We start from the raw sequence: 15,314 nt of genomic DNA on the forward strand, positions 1-15,314 counted from the left end.
GTGCGGGCCAAAGCATGACTCAGGCTGCGCGCGATGCGTTGCGGCATGTCGATGCCGTGCTGACGGAAAATGCCGGACCGATAAAGACCACCATCGCGAATTTGCAGGTCTTCTCCGAAGGACTGGCCCGGAACACCGACAAGCTCGATGGCATCGTGGCCGGCCTTGAACGTCTGACAGGAGGAGGAACGACGCCTGCGAAGAAAATCACTTACGACCTCCGTGCAGCGAGCGGCTTTCCCAACCCGCCGGACCGGCCCCTCAAGAAGAGTCTCGCCATTCCAGAGCCGACTGCGGTGATCAAGCTCGATACGCAGCGTTTTCTGTTTTCGCCGGCCAAGGAATATCCAGATTTTGCCGAGGCAATGTGGGCTGACAGCATTCCAAATCTGCTGCAGGCAAAGCTACTCGAGAGTTTCGAAAATTACGACATCGCCCATGCCCCCCTGCGATCAATGGATGGAGTGAAGGCGGATTATCAACTCCTGATCGACATCAGGCGTTTTCAGATCACCACCGATCCAGAACCGGTCGCAGACATCGGATTGTCGGCACGCATCCTGAACAAGAATGGCAAGGTGGTTGCAGCGCGATTGTTCCAGGACGCCCGGAAGCTGGACAAAATCGAACCGGGGGCGGCCAGCGCAGCGTTCAACGATGCATTCGAACGAATCGCAAAGGACATGATCGCGTGGACCGTTAAGGCATTGTAGAGCGTGGCTTCGAACCTTCCTGGATCAATAATGGTGGCCTGCGGATTACTGGGTTTGATGCAAGGGTTCGACGAGCGCTTGCGATCGGCGCCGCATGCTCCTTGACCTAGGTCAGCGTCGTGGCGAACCAGGTCTGTAAGCTCAAAGTACCTGGACATGAGGAAGCGCAGCGATGGCATCGAGATCTCGTATGTTGATTATTGTTTCGTGCGCCGGCGCGATCTTCGCATCGTTCGCTGCTGCGCAATCGACGGGCGGATTGCCAAGTGCGAACTATATTCCGCACCTTGGCGACATCATGGGAGCGATGCAGCTCCGCCATTTCAAGCTATCGTTTGCGGGTAAGTTGCGGAACTGGGAGCTCGCCGCCTATGAGTTGGATCAGATTAAGGAGAGTTTTCACGATGCGGCGACGCTTTATCCGGGGATCCCGGTTGCCGACATGACAATTATGGCGGAGCCAGTCCGACGGCTTGGCGAGGCTATTCAGAAGAAAGAACCCAAGAAATTTGCAGCCGCCTTCAGTGAACTGACAGCGGCATGTAACGGTTGTCATCAGGCGATCGGCCGCGGATTCATCGTGATCAAGGTGCCGACATCTTCTCCATTCAGCAACCAGGTCTTCGAGCCGGCCGCAAGACCATGAGGCCGCTGCGGTAGGCCTTCATCGCAGGATTTGTCGCCAACTCTTCCGATTAATATTCGCCGCCCCGAGTGGTTGCCGATAGGATCGCGCCGTCGATGTACGATACGCCCCGCTCGTTACGCAACCTGGATTGTGACGCCGTCTGTGCTTGATTGACTCCGAATTTGCATCGCCTTATGAGCCGCCGTGAACATGCGTCATGCTATCTCGTAATGGGTGGAACGGATCGCTCCAGGGATTTAAGAAACGCAATAAAATCGTTGATCTGATCAGCTTCGAATTGGAATTGTGGCATACTGGGATGCCCGGTTATGATCCCTTCAGCCAAGGCTTCCTCAAGCGTTTCGACGGGATAGCGTTGGTGCAAGCTACGAAATGGCGGTGCAATCCGAAGCGGGCTGGGGCTCACCTTGTCAATCGCGTGACATCCTGCGCAATAAAGCAACGCCAAGCGTCGACCTTGCTCGACGCTGGCGGCTTCTATGCGTTGTGATGATCCTAAGCCAAGGGTCAGAGACAATGTCAGAAGTAATGATAAGTCAACAACGCGCATCGTTTTTGCCACAAAAAGGAAGCACCCAATACTTCTAACAGAATGCCATCTCGGCTTTGTTGACGCAGATCAAAGCAACGACGCTAAAGGATGAATTTTGCGTTGAAGTACGTTATTTTGCCAGCTCGCCAGCATCATTTCAAAGCGCCAGGAAAGGTCTTATTGATTCACCCGTCAGATGAACACCAAACATTTCAACAAAGCGAACATCGAACGTGCTTTTTTCGGCGGGCTTCAGGCCGCGATGATCACTTTCAGCGCACCCGTGTCCGCAGCGCGGCTGAATATGTCATACGCCTCGATGATTTGGTCGAGGCAGAATCGATGCGTGATCAATTGAGCAGGATTGATTCTATTTGACTGCACCGTCTTGAGGAGCATCGGCGTCGTGACGGTGTCGACCAGCCGAGTCGTAATTGAGATATTATGCGACCATAATTTCTCCAGGTGCAGATCGGCCTTGCTGCCATGCACTCCAATGTTGGCGATGATGCCTCCGGGGGCGATGATATCCTGGCAAAGCACAAAGGTGGCGGGAACGCCGACCGCTTCGATCGCGGTATCGACACCTTTGCCATCGGTTAATGCTTTCACCTCGGCGGCAGCCGTCCCGCTCGCGCTATTGATCGTCTGCGATGCGCCGAAGATCTTGGCGGCCGTAAGACGCTTGTCATCGAGGTCGATCATGATGAGCTTGGCGGGAGAATAGAACTGCGCTGTCAGCAATGCGGCAAGACCGATCGGCCCGGCTCCGACAATCGCGACGGTTGATCCCGGAGCCACCTTGCCGTTCAGAACGCCACATTCGAAGCCGGTCGGCAAGATGTCGCTCAACATGACGAGCGCTTCTTCATCCGAATTGGCCGGAATGGGATAGAGGCTTGTATCGGCATGCGGGGTCCGAACATATTCGGCTTGCGTCCCGTCGATTTCATTGCCCAGGATCCAGCCCCCGGTGGTGCAGTGGGAGTAGAGACCTCGACGGCAGTATTCGCATTTGCCACAGGAGGAAATGCAGGAAATGAGAACATGGTCGCCTGGTTTGAAGTTCGTGACGCCGGCGCCAATTGAATCGATGATACCCACGCCTCGTGTCCGAGAATGCGACCGGGCTTACAAGTCGGCACGTCGCCCTTCAAAATATGTAGGTCGGTGCCGCAGATGGTCGTTTTCGTCACCTTGACGATAGCATCTCCGGCAGACTGTATTTCCGGCTTGGGACGCTCTTCGAGCGTCTTGTGCCCGGGTCCATGGTAGACGAGCGCTTTCATGGAATGCTCCGATCCAATGACTTTTGATGTTAATAAGATCCGGTTCGCCACGTCGCATATTGACTTTGATCAAAACCGACCTTGTCGGATACCAGGAGGTATAAACCCGGCATAGGGAAGCCTTTCAGCGCCTGATGAGACGTCGTTTGGACGAATTTGGTCCTTGATACTGATCAAGCTGCCCGGGCGGATTTCATGATGCAGATACAGTCGCCTTGGTCACGTAGGCGGTGCTGTTCCGACTTCCGCTACAGATCGGCGTAGTGAGGGAAGCAACGACGGTCCATTGGCGTAGTTATCTTGGAGTTGCGCTGAACTACGAGGGAGCCGTTGTCATGGGAAATCCGGTCTCCAAAGAAATTCCTTCCGAGGAAGGAGTTTCGTTCCTGACTCTTCGCAAACAGATGGTTGAGCGTCATATCGCCGCGCGAGGTGTGCGAGACGAACTGGTACTCGACGCTATGCGCAGGGTGCCGCGCGAATTGTTCGTGCCGGAGAATCTCCGTGAATTTGCCTACGAGGACGCGCCGCTTCCGATTGCCGGAGAGCAGACGATTTCCCAGCCCTACATCGTGGCCTTCATGGTTGAAGCCCTGCTATTGAAGGGTGGCGAAAAAATTCTCGAAATCGGCGCCGGGTCCGGTTACGCCGCCGCCGTATTGTCGGAAATCGCCGCCGACGTCCACACTGTGGAGCGGCTCGGGCCTCTTGCCCAGAAGGCGGCGACCTTACTCGCCGAACTAGGGTATAATAATGTTCACGTTCTGCATGGCGACGGCACAAAGGGATGGCCTGAGCACGCACCTTATGATGCGATCGTTGTCGCCGCTGGCGGCCCGCAGGTTCCTGAAACGCTCAAGCAGCAGTTGAAAATCGGTGGTCGGCTGGTGATCCCGATTGGCGGGGACTTGCGTAGTCAGGAATTGGTGCGAGTGACCCGGATTTCGGCGGACGAGTACCGTAGCGAAGACATTGCCGATGTGCGCTTCGTCCCATTGATCGGAGAGGAGGGATGGGCAACCGCCAGAGGAGGCAGGAAAGCCCGCGGCAAACTTCATCCAATCTATCCGGACGAGGATATCCTGGTTCGTGAGCTGGCGGATGCTGCCGAGTCGTTTTCGTCGATCGAAGCTGCCGATCTCAACCCGCTGATGGACCGGATCGGTTCGGCGCGCATCGTCCTGTTGGGCGAAGCAACCCATGGCACTTCCGAATTCTATCGGATGCGCGAGCGCATCACACGCGATCTCATCGTCACAAAGAACTTTCGCTTTGTTGCCATTGAGGCCGATTGGCCGGACGCTGCGCGCGTCGATCACTACGTGCGGCACTTTCAATATCCGCCGTCCGAATGGACAGCGTTTGCGCGGTTTCCGACGTGGATGTGGCGAAATACCGAGGTGCACGACTTCGTGAGTTGGTTACGCAAGCATAACGGTACGGTCGAGCGCGGCGAGCGTGTCGCGTTTCATGGTCTCGATCTCTACAGCCTCTATGATTCGATCCGATCGGTCCTGAACTATCTCGATGAGGTCGATCCGGATTCTGCGCGGGTAGCTCGCGAACGTTACGGCTGCCTGACGCCATGGCAGCGCGATCCAGCGACATACGGCCATGCGGCTTTGACGGGATCGTACCCGAAGTGCGAGTCGCATGTGGTGCGCGCACTGACCGACCTCCTCGCGAAACGTCAGGCCTATGCTGAACATGACGGCGAACGGTTTCTCGACGCGGAGCAAAACGCGCGTCTCGTCGCCAACGCAGAGCGCTATTATCGCATCATGTATTACGGCTCGCGAGCATCCTGGAACCTGCGCGACAGCCACATGTTTGCAACGCTGAAGAATCTGCTCGCTTTTCACGGGCCGGACAGCAAGGCCGTCGTATGGGCGCACAACTCCCACGTTGGCGATGCCGAAGCGACTGAAATGGCTGCGCGGGGCGAGTACAATCTGGGTCAACTCTGCCGCAAGGCATTTGGCGTGCAAGCCTACCTGGTTGGGTTCGGAACCCACAGCGGAACGGTTGCCGCGGCGTCCGGATGGGACGGGCCGATGGAGATTAAAACCGTGCGGCCGGCGCTGCCCAGGAGCTACGAACAGATGTGTCACGCGACCGGGCTGGCGCGTTTCATGCTGGGTTTGCGCGGTTGCGATGATCTTTATGGGCCGTCCGGTCTTGGCAAAGAGCGCCTCGAGCGGGCCATCGGGGTCATCTATCGGCCGGAAACGGAACGTGCGAGCCACTACTTCCGGGCCAGCCTGCCGCAGCAGTTCGATGAATATATCTGGTTCGATGAAACGCGTGCTGTGACCCCGCTGAAGACGGCGATGATCAAGGGCCTTCCGGATACATATCCGTTTGGCGTGTGACGTTGCGGCGAGCATGTTGGAGACGCGATTGTTCCGAGGAGCATGTAAGCATGTTTAAAATTCCCCGCGATGCGTTGGTATTTGTCGGCGACGGCAGAAAGGCGTTGTTCCTGCGAAACGCCGGCGACGCCATATCCCCCAATCTCAAGACAGAGAAAGTCTTCGAAGACACAAATCCGATGACCCACGAGCAGGGGAGCGATCGGCCGGGGCGGGTCATTGAGGCCTCCCTACCCGGTCGTAGAAGTGCTGTCGAGCAGACCGATTGGCATGACATCGAGGAACACCGGTTCGCGCAGACGGTTGCTGCAGCGATGGAGCATATGGTTCGAACCAGCAAGACGAAAGTTCTCATCGTGGTCGCACCACCAAAAACATTAGCCGATTTGCGGACCGCATTTCATCCTGAGATAAAGGCTTGCATTGTCGCCGAGATAGACAAGGATCTGACCAAGCATTCGGTCGCGGAAATTGAAAAGCATCTTATGAATGATGGTTCAACTTGAACCGGACGGCAGGTTTTCCAAGCCTGAATCGCCGAAGTGGAGGTTATTATGTCCTACGCAACGCTGATGGTCTGGGTCAATATCGACCATGTTTCGAAACAGTTCGTTGGCGTTGCAGCAGATGTGGCGGACAAGTTCGCGGCTCATTTGATTGGATTGTCCGCTGTTGCGATGGTTCCGCCTTTTATCGCCGAAGGTGTCGTCATCGTTGACCATGCAACCGAGTTCGATATCGACAAAACGAAAGCCACTCTTGCGGAGGCTGGAAGCAAGGTTCAAGCCGTTGTAGGAAGGGGTCGTCAGATCGAATGGCGTTCAGCCATCGCGTATCCCACCGAGACGTTGATCAGTGAGGCGCGATGCGCCGATTTGATCGTGATTGAAAGTGGTAGGTCCGCCGACGATGTGTATCGAAGCGCCGATGTCGGAGCCGCAATTCTGGGGGCCGGTCGCCCCTTCCTGGTAGTGCCTGCAGCAGTGAAATCTTTTGCCGCCGATCATGTTATGATTGGGTGGAAAGACACGCGGGAGGCGCGGCGAGCGATTCTGGACGCGTTACCGTTTCTTCACGAGGCGAAACGCGTAACGGTCCTGGAGATATGCAAGGAAGAGCAGATGGAGACTGCGCGCGATCATGTCGGTGATGTCGTTCGTTATCTCGCGCGGCACAGGATAAAGGCAGAACCTCGGGTCGAAGTACAAGCTCTTGGTTCTCGTGCGGATCAGATCATCGCGTGGGCGGATGACGAAACAGTTGATCTCCTGGTAACCGGAGCTTACGGCCATAGCCGGCTCAACGAATGGATGTTCGGCGGGATGACCCGCGATCTACTCACGACGAGTCCGATCTGCTGCCTGATGTCTCACTGAGATAATGCGCGCATAATTCATTGCCGACAAGGCTGCTGAACGGCATCGCCGTCGCGCAATGATGATAAGCATCGGATTGCCGGGCAGGTCAAAGAAGCCCATGCCAAATGCGATCCACTGGCCGATATGTGCGGCCAATTTTGAATTCCAATTGCGAAGCAAGCGGCGCACGCAGCACGCGACCGCCGTCCATTGGAATGGACGGAATGAGATTGAAACCAGCGAGGACCTCCGTAGAGTCCCTTAGGCGGTTCCCCTTAGGATATCGACCGAAATATTCTGGCACGCGCGTCTCCGGTAAACCGAGCTAGATCGCATTGAGGAGATGGCGACATGCATACTCGGACGATTACCGCCCCAACTGCCAAGGCTCTCGACATCCCGCACGTCGTCATGGCTGAACCGACCGATCCATTCGGCGCGATCGCCCACTGCTCGGGAGTGGTCGCAACCGAGTATACCTACAGAAAGGATGAAGAAGTCTACGGCGAAGGCGAGCCTTCCGAATACCTCTACCAGATCATCCGGGGCGCAGTTCGCACCTATAAGTTGCTGAGCGACGGACGACGGCAGATCGGCGCATTCCATTTGCCGGGCGATGTCTTTGGCCTCGACCCCAGCTCGGAGCACCGGCTCACCGCCGAAGCAATCGTCGATACCATTGTCCGCCTGGTGCCTCGTCGCAGCCTCGAAAAGGCCGCAGCATCGAATGTCCAGGTTGCCCGCAATCTCTGGACGATGACAGCATGTGATCTTCGTCATGCTGAAGATCACATGCTGCTCCTTGGCCGCAAGACTGCAATGGAGCGCGTTGCGACTTTCCTCCTGGAAATGGATCGCCGGCTCGCTAAAACCGGCATGATGGCGCTCCCGATGTGCCGTCGTGACATTGGCGATTACCTCGGTTTGACCCTTGAGACTGTCTCGCGGGCGCTCTCGCAGCTCAACGATCAGGGCATTCTGATGTTTTCGAGCGCTCGCGAAATCGCGCTGCGCAACCGACAGCGGCTGACCGCCATGGAGGCTTGAGGGCTTCGACCTGCGGTTTCTCGGCCGCATCCACCAGAACACGAGGAGTTTCCAATGAACGGTTATCGCGTCTCTTTTTACAAGGATTTGCTGAATTCAGACGGACATAACTTCAGATGCCTTCAGCGTCAGATCGATGTTGAATCAGATGATCCATCTCAGGCGCTGGTGTTGGCAAAAAAGAAAATCGGCGACGACCGGCTGAACATCGACCGTGTCGAAGTGGAGAGCTTGGCGCACGACTCTCACGTCGCCGATTAGTACCTCGCGATGATATGGCTTGTGCAACCATGGATATGAGGGTCGCACCTATCGAAGCGAGAGAAGCGGCCGTTACGCGATCGGTGGACGCACGCTCGTACCCGTGGAAATCAGGCATCATCGTCGCGATTGTCATTGGGTTGTCGGCAGCGGCTTGGTGGTGGTGGCGCGGACCAGCGATCACCGTCGTTGCTGTCACCCGCGGTACAGCCGCGGAAATCGTCTATGCAACGGGAGCGGTCGAACCGGAGACCTGGTCACGTTCGGCGCCACTCGTCCGTGGCCACATAGTCGAGCGCTGCAGGTGCGAAGGCAAGACAGTCAAGAAAGGCGATCTGCTTGCCCGCCTTGATGACAAGGAAGCAATCGCCACATTGAATGATCTGCGGGCACTCGAGGAATTCCAGCATCGCGAATTCGACCGTCAGACGCAATTGTTGGCACGCGGGGCGACCACCTCCCAGACTTACCAGAGAGTTGAGAGCGAGCTGGCGCGTGTTCGCGCCCAGATCGCGGCCCAGGCCCAGCGGCTAAATTACTATAAATTAGTCGCTCCTATGGACGGGATCGTCCTGAGAGAAGACGGCGAGGTCGGCGACATGGTTGACCCCGGCACGGTCCTGTATCGGATTGGTCTCGAAAAGCCGCTCTGGGTCGTCGCAGAAGTCAACGAAGAGGATATCCCTCGCGTCCGCGTCGGACAAAAGGCCCTGCTACGAACCGACGCATTTGCCAACCATGTGCTGCCTGGTTTCGTCAAGCAGATCACGCCCGCGGGAGATCCCGCCGCAAAGACGTTCCGTATTAGGATCGGGCTGCCGGATGACACGCCACTTCAGGTGGGAATGAGCGTCGAAGCGAATATCGTCAGCCGTGAAGCGCACGATGTGCTGTTGGTTCCGGCTAATGCCGTTGTCAACAATGGCTTGATTGTTGTCGAGAACGGCCGCGCTTTGCGCCGCAAGGTCGGGGTTGGCATTCGGGGAACCGGCTTTATTGAAATCGTCAATGGCGTCACCGAGGAAGAATTCGTCGCCTCCCCGGCGACAGCGGACATCAAGGATGGCGCACGTGTTCGGCCTCAAGTCGCGGAGAGCATCCCGCCGTGACCCTTATCCTGACCATCGCGTGGACACATATCCGCCATCGCACCCGCCAGACGATGGTGGCAATCGCGGGCGTCATCACCGGAGTCGGTTTCTCGATCATGATGGCGGCCATGATGGAAGGCTCCCAGAACGACTTCATCAAAACGCTGGTCGATGCCCTGCCGCATATTTCGGTGACGGATGAACTGCGCGAGCCGACACGGCAGCCCGCCAACATCGTTTATCGCGCCGCCGAATTCCACGGCCTGACGCCGAAAGCTCGCCGTCCCGGCATCAAGAATCCAATGGCTATCATAGCATCGCTTCAGACCTGGATTCCCGGCGCGTTGACGGCCTCAGTACAATCGAAGGCCGTGCTGCGCTATGCCCGCCGGAACCTGACCATTTCGATTGTCGGAATCGATCCCCGCACTGAAGTCGGCGTATCAAACTTGTCAACACACATGCGTCAGGGAACGCTGTCTTCGCTCTATCGAGCGTCGAATGCGATCCTGCTCGGCGACCGCCTGGCCAACAAGATCGGCGCACGGGTCAATTCCAATGTGACCTTGGTCTCGGCCGAAGGCGCTGTTATGACCGCAAGGGTCGTCGGCACCTTTCACTCCGGCTTTCGCATAACCGACGAAACGACGGGATACGTCCTGCTCAAGACCGCGCAAATCCTGGAAATGCAGACCGGCATCGTCAACGAGATTCGCGTACGAACCAGCGATCCGATGAACGCTCGCCTAATCAGCGAGCGGATCGGCGAGCAGACCGGCTATAAATCCATTTCGTGGCAGGAATCCCAAGAAGATCTGCTATCGACAATTACGCTGCGCAACGTACTGATGTACACAATAGTCGGCGCCATTCTGCTGGTTGCGAGCTTCGGTACCTACAACATCATTTCCACCATCACGCACGAGAAGACGCGCGACATCGCAATCCTGAAATCGCTCGGCTTCAACAACAAAACAATTCTATCAATCTTCATCGTCGAGGCCGGACTGGTCGGGCTGGTCGGCGCCCTTCTTGGCTGGGGTTTTGGCTATTTCCTCACTTGGGGGGTGGCCTTGCTGGAATTCAAGACTCCGTTTTCGGACGATACCCATCTACCGGTGCTATACTCAATAAAGCACTATTTACTGGCCACTGGCGTCGCCTTAGCATCCAGCCTGATCGCCGGCTACTTTCCGGCACGCACCGCGGCGCGACTGCACCCCGTGGACATCATCAGGGGAGCGACATGACTCCGCTGATCGAGGCACGTGGTGTAACTAAAATTCTGGAGGGTGTCGTACCGGTTACTCTCGTGAAGGATATCAATCTCGCCATCATGCAGCGCGAATTCATCGCCATCACTGGCCCATCGGGCTCGGGAAAATCATCTCTTCTGTATCTCCTCGGGTTGCTTGACCTGCCGACAATCGGGGATGTTTTAATCGATGGCCGCTCGACGAACCTCATGACGGAAGACGAGTGCGCGGAAGTACGCTTAAGCCGGATCGGATTTGTCTTCCAGTTTCATTTCCTGCTGCCGGAATTCAGCATCACGGAGAATGTCGCGCTGCCGATGCGCGCGCTGGGCAGATTGTCGTCGCGCGCCGCCACCTTACGCGCAGAGGAATTACTGATATCGTTCGGGTTGAGAGATCACCTTCGCAAAACACCTGACCAATTATCGGGTGGACAACGACAGCGCGTCGCCGTGGCTCGCGCACTGGCCAACGACCCTCCGGTCATTCTCGCCGATGAGCCGACCGGGAGTCTGGATTCGCTCGCGACCGCCCAGGTATTTGGCATCCTTCGTGACCTCGTGACGCTCCGCGGCAAGACTGTTGTCGCGGTCACCCACGATATAAATCTCGCCGTACAAATGCATCGGCGCATTCATGTTGTTGACGGAAAATTGGCACAATTCGAATCTCCGGCGTCGGTGGCGAGCATTCCGCAAGCATGAAAAAGCCGCTCATCGAGAGCATGGCTGTTCTACAGGATTACGGTCAACCCGAACCAACTTACTTCGCAAGCAGAATATGAATTCATCGCAAGGCTGAGATGACGGTGCGCCGTCATGCGGCTCGAGTCCTGTCGCGAAAAATGCCTCGGTATTCATTCGACTACGCAGAGCGCAGATATCAGTCGCTGTCCATTGCGATGGATCAAAACACGGAGTCTCTTGGAGGCTAGGTTAAAAACTCCAAAAGGAGGGATTCATGGCCTTCAAGGACGTTCTTCTGACACTGACGAGCTACCCGAAGCCGGCGCCCGTCTCGGTGGCGGAGGATGCAGTTTCGATAGCCGCCGCCCTCGGTGCTCATCTGACCGCGATCTCCTGCGAAGTCCATGTGGAAGTGCCGGGCAACTTCCTCGCCAGGGCGATCATCGACATACCCGGGATCGCGGCTCACGAGACGGCTAAGAGCCGAAAGAATGCCAAAGAGCTGCTCGCCGCGTTCGAAGCGGCGGCCACCAAATTCGGCGTTCCGCATGAGACTATTTTCGAGAAATGCGCAACCCATAGGACGGCGGCGCTGCTGGTCGGCTATGCGCGGCTTCGCGATCTCACGATCATGCCGGTACCGGAATCATATGACCTGTGGTGCGCGGAGGAGATCATCTTCGAATCGGGCAGGCCGGCGCTGATCGTGCCTGCGCCCCCGCGATCAGGCTCGTTCCAGCTCGACACCGTCGGCGTAGCCTGGGATTTCAGCCGTACCGCGGCGCGTGCGGTTTCGGACGCGCTCCCCCTTCTTGAAAAGGCGAAGAAAGTCCGCGCCGTTGTCGTTACGAATGAAAAATCTTTTGATTCCCAACATTCTCCCGAAGAACTGACAAAAAATCTCGCCCGTCACGGGATCGATGTCATTGTGGATGAGGTGGACTCCGAGGGCAGGCCGATTGGCGAGGTCCTTGAAGCATACGTGCTTTCACATGGGATCGACCTGCTTGTAATGGGAGCCTACGGGCAATCCAGATGGCGCGAGGTCGTACTTGGAGGTGCAACCAGGAGCTTGCTGTCGAAACCGCCGATTCCGGTTTTCTTCTCGCATTGACCGGTTCGCGCGAGGTGAGCGCGTCAAAGCGATATCCAGATCTTTACTTCTGATTCAATCAGAAACGAGAATGTTCTAGGAAAATTTCGAACAAGTTCTGAGCGGGGTTTTTCTTGCAGCAGCAGTGGCAGCAACCAAGAGATCCGCATCGCCTCCCTGCGGACGAGGTAGTCAAAGCGCTCGGCACGACGGTGCAGTTCGGGTTGAGCGACGACGAGGTTAAGCGACGCCTCGCTCGCTATGGCCGTAATGAACTGCAAGCGGAGCCGCCCAGGCCTGCCTGGCTGAAATTCCTTGATCAGTTCGCCAACATTCTCGTGGTCCTTTTAATCATCGCGGCGGTAATCTCCGCCGGCCTTTGGTTCTATGAATCTCGTTCCGCGCTGCCTTACGAAGCCATTGCGATCTTCATCATCGTTCTTCTGAATGCGGTGCTGGGCTATGTTCAGGAATCTCGAGCTCAGAAGGCCATGGCGGCGCTGCGCCAGATGGCGGCGACGCGAGCCAATGTCATTCGGGAGGGCGCGCCGCAGAGGATCTCCGCGGCGGAGCTGGTTCCGGGCGACATCATTTTCATCGAGGAAGGCAGCACCATCCCCGCCGATGCGCGGCTTGTTCAATCAACCGCGCTGCAGCTCCAGGAGGCAGCGCTAACCGGAGAAAGCCTTCCAGTCTCGAAGGACACGCGGCCAATCGCAACCGAGGCGGAATTAGGTGACCGGCACAACATGGTCTTCAGCGGGACGACCGTCGCTTATGGGCACGGTCGCGCCGTGATCACGGCTACCGGCATACAGACCCAGATCGGCCGCATCGCCGGTCTGCTCGAAAGGGCGCCGGAAGAGACGACCCCCCTTCAGAAGGAGCTTGATCGAGTCGGCAAGCTGCTGGCGGTGATCGTCGTAGTGATCGCGTCGGCAATGATCGGGATCATTCTGCTCCTCAGCGAGATTCGCGGACTCTCCGATGTGTTCGATGCCTTGATCTTCGGCGTTGCGCTTGCCGTGGCAGCGGTCCCGGAAGGCTTGCCAGCCATCGTGACGGCCGTGCTGGCTCTTGGCGTGCAGCGGATGGCCGGGCGAAACGCCATCATTCGTAAGCTTGCCGCCGTCGAGGCCCTGGGTTCGGCGAATGTTATCGCTTCCGACAAAACCGGAACGCTGACGAAGAACGAGATGACCGTCCGCCGTATCGTTACGGCCAGTGGATGCACCAATTTGAGCGGCACCGGCTATGTCCCGGACGGGGACCTGGAGTTTCAGTCGTCGAATGACACCGCCCTTCAGCATGAGCTGAGCCGCGCGCTGCGCGCGGCCGACCGGGCCAACAATGCAGTTCTCCGGGAGGACGATGGCAGATGGACGATTCTTGGTGATCCGACCGAGGGCGCGCTGATTGTTGCGGCGCGCAAGGCTGGGCTGACGGCAGAGGCGCTGGACAAGCGTTTTCCGCGCGTAGCCGAGGTTCCGTTCTCGTCGGAGCGCAAGCTCATGAGCACGATTCACGCCGATGCCAAGAAGCGCGAGCGGCTTATTGCTCTGACGAAAGGTGCGCCGGACGTTCTGCTCACCCGCTGTTCGCACGAGCTTGTGGGCAGAGAGGCGAGGCGGCTGACCGATGCGCGCCGCGCTGAAATCCTGATGAGCAATGAAGCGCTGGCTGCGGACGCGCTTCGGACACTGGGAGTGGCATTCCGCTCGCTGTCACCCGACCTGGAGGGGCGAGAGGGCTTTGACGAAAGCATCGAGCAGGATCTCGTCTTCCTGGGGTTGATCGGAATGATGGACCCGCCGCGCGAAGAAGCAAGAATCGCCATCGCCAAGGCGAAAAGGGCAGGTATCCGACCGATCATGATTACCGGCGATCATCCGAAGACCGCCGCCGTGATCGCTGCCGAACTTGGCATCGCATCCGGCGGCCACATCGTCGCCGGCCTTGAGCTGAAGACAATGAGCGACGCCGCGCTCGACCGGGCGGTCGCGGAGACCTCAATCTACGCCCGGGTCAGTCCGGAGCACAAGCTACGCATCGTCGAGGCGCTTCAGCGGAGCGGAATGATGGTGGCGATGACAGGCGACGGCGTCAATGACGCACCGGCCCTGAAGAGGGCGGATATCGGCATCGCCATGGGGATCACCGGCACCGATGTCTCCAAGGAGGCAGCCGACATGGTGCTCGCCGACGACAATTTTGCGACGATTGTGGCTGCAGTGGAGGAGGGACGGGCAATCTTCGCCAATATCCGAAGATTTCTACGCTATCTTCTGTCGTCGAACATCGGCGAAGTCATGACGATGTTCTTCGGCGTGCTGCTCGCTAGCGTGATCGGCCTTTCAGCGCCTGGCGGGGACGAGGACACGCTCATCCTTCCCCTGATGGCAACGCAGATCCTGTGGATCAATCTGGTGACGGATGGCGGTCCTGCGCTTGCCCTCGGGGTCGATCCGGTCGACGCCCGAACCATGACTCGTCCGCCGCGCCCTCGAGGCGAAGGCGTGATCACCCGCCGGATGTGGAGAGGCATCTTTTTCGTCGGCGCCGTGATGGCGGCCGGAACGCTTCTCGTGCTCGACGCTTCGCTTCCCGGCGGCCTGATCGAAGGCAAGGGATCCGTCGCCTATGCGCAGACCATGGCATTCACCACGTTGACAATGTTTCAGCTGTTCAATGTGTTCAATGCCCGCTCCGATGAGCAGAGCGCATTCGTCGGGCTGTTCAGGAACAACTGGCTGTCGGCGGCCGTCGTGTTTTCCCTGATCCTCCACATCGCTGTCGTCTATGTGCCGTTTCTTCAGGAAGCGTTCTCGACGACAGCTCTGGGGCCGGGCGACTGGTTGATCTGTACGGTGGTCGCGAGCTCGGTATTGTGGTCGCGCGAGCTTGGCAAGCTTGCGGTTCGGGCGGGCTCATCCCGCCGTCGCGATTGGATCTCGACGCGGACGTGAT

Annotated in this window: 13 protein-coding genes and 1 pseudogene; 12 read left to right on the plus strand and 2 right to left on the minus strand. The window is 57.6% G+C overall.

The window, feature by feature from the left end:
* Both NB311A_RS22665 and NB311A_RS13770 read left to right on the plus strand, forming a co-directional pair.
* Positions 1 to 713 (plus strand): ABC-type transport auxiliary lipoprotein family protein (locus tag NB311A_RS22665; protein WP_009799211.1); only part of this gene is annotated, 713 nt, incomplete at its 5' end.
* Positions 714 to 903: 190 nt separating this feature from the next.
* Positions 904 to 1,359 (plus strand): hypothetical protein, encoded by a 456-nt coding sequence (locus tag NB311A_RS13770; protein WP_009799212.1) that lies wholly within the window; start codon positions 904 to 906, stop codon positions 1,357 to 1,359.
* A 202-nt stretch (positions 1,360 to 1,561) separates the two neighbouring features.
* Here the strand turns inward: NB311A_RS13770 and NB311A_RS20665 are convergent, their stop codons facing one another.
* Together NB311A_RS20665 and NB311A_RS23220 are read right to left on the minus strand one after the other, a co-directional pair.
* The gene (locus NB311A_RS20665) at positions 1,562 to 1,912 is read right to left on the minus strand and encodes a cytochrome c (protein WP_083780467.1); all 351 of its coding nucleotides are present in this window, start codon (positions 1,910 to 1,912) and stop codon (positions 1,562 to 1,564) included.
* 234 nt (positions 1,913 to 2,146) lie between these two features.
* Positions 2,147 to 3,183 (minus strand): annotated as a pseudogene (locus NB311A_RS23220) (zinc-dependent alcohol dehydrogenase family protein).
* A gap of 335 nt (positions 3,184 to 3,518) precedes the next feature.
* Here NB311A_RS23220 and NB311A_RS13785 point away from each other — a divergent pair.
* The 10 genes from NB311A_RS13785 (at position 3,519) to NB311A_RS13830 (ending at position 15,313) form a co-directional block, all read left to right on the plus strand.
* Entirely contained in the window at positions 3,519 to 5,555 is a 2,037-nt protein-coding gene (locus NB311A_RS13785) for a protein-L-isoaspartate(D-aspartate) O-methyltransferase (protein ID WP_009799215.1), read from the plus strand.
* Positions 5,556 to 5,605: 50 nt separating this feature from the next.
* Positions 5,606 to 6,061, plus strand: coding sequence for a host attachment protein (locus tag NB311A_RS13790; protein WP_009799216.1), 456 nt, complete (start codon positions 5,606 to 5,608; stop codon positions 6,059 to 6,061).
* Between the two features lie 48 nt (positions 6,062 to 6,109).
* Entirely contained in the window at positions 6,110 to 6,931 is an 822-nt protein-coding gene (locus tag NB311A_RS13795) for a universal stress protein (RefSeq protein ID WP_009799217.1), read from the plus strand.
* Between the two features lie 333 nt (positions 6,932 to 7,264).
* Positions 7,265 to 7,960 carry a helix-turn-helix domain-containing protein gene (locus tag NB311A_RS13800; RefSeq protein ID WP_009799219.1) on the plus strand — a complete coding sequence of 232 codons (696 nt, stop codon included), beginning with the start codon at positions 7,265 to 7,267 and terminating at the stop codon, positions 7,958 to 7,960.
* Positions 7,961 to 8,014: 54 nt separating this feature from the next.
* On the plus strand, positions 8,015 to 8,221 hold the full coding sequence (locus tag NB311A_RS13805) for a hypothetical protein (protein WP_009799220.1): 207 nt from the start codon (positions 8,015 to 8,017) through the stop codon (positions 8,219 to 8,221).
* A 35-nt stretch (positions 8,222 to 8,256) separates the two neighbouring features.
* Positions 8,257 to 9,330, plus strand: a complete 1,074-nt coding sequence (locus NB311A_RS13810; RefSeq protein ID WP_245257001.1) for an efflux RND transporter periplasmic adaptor subunit — start codon at positions 8,257 to 8,259, stop codon at positions 9,328 to 9,330.
* Positions 9,327 to 10,562: an ABC transporter permease gene (locus NB311A_RS13815; RefSeq protein WP_009799222.1), complete on the plus strand. Its 1,236-nt coding sequence runs from the start codon at positions 9,327 to 9,329 to the stop codon at positions 10,560 to 10,562. The genes NB311A_RS13810 and NB311A_RS13815 overlap by 4 nt, the downstream gene beginning before the upstream one ends.
* Positions 10,559 to 11,272: an ABC transporter ATP-binding protein gene (locus tag NB311A_RS13820; RefSeq protein ID WP_050752120.1), complete on the plus strand. Its 714-nt coding sequence runs from the start codon at positions 10,559 to 10,561 to the stop codon at positions 11,270 to 11,272. Before NB311A_RS13815 ends, NB311A_RS13820 begins: the two co-directional genes overlap by 4 nt.
* A 256-nt stretch (positions 11,273 to 11,528) precedes the next feature.
* On the plus strand, positions 11,529 to 12,368 hold the full coding sequence (locus tag NB311A_RS13825) for a universal stress protein (protein WP_009799224.1): 840 nt from the start codon (positions 11,529 to 11,531) through the stop codon (positions 12,366 to 12,368).
* A gap of 113 nt (positions 12,369 to 12,481) precedes the next feature.
* The gene (locus NB311A_RS13830) at positions 12,482 to 15,313 is read left to right on the plus strand and encodes a cation-translocating P-type ATPase (RefSeq protein ID WP_009799225.1); all 2,832 of its coding nucleotides are present in this window, start codon (positions 12,482 to 12,484) and stop codon (positions 15,311 to 15,313) included.
* The last annotated feature ends 1 nt before the right edge of the window (position 15,314 follow it).

The sequence above is a fragment of the Nitrobacter sp. Nb-311A genome, from assembly GCF_000152905.1.
In the GTDB taxonomy this organism is placed as follows: domain Bacteria; phylum Pseudomonadota; class Alphaproteobacteria; order Rhizobiales; family Xanthobacteraceae; genus Nitrobacter.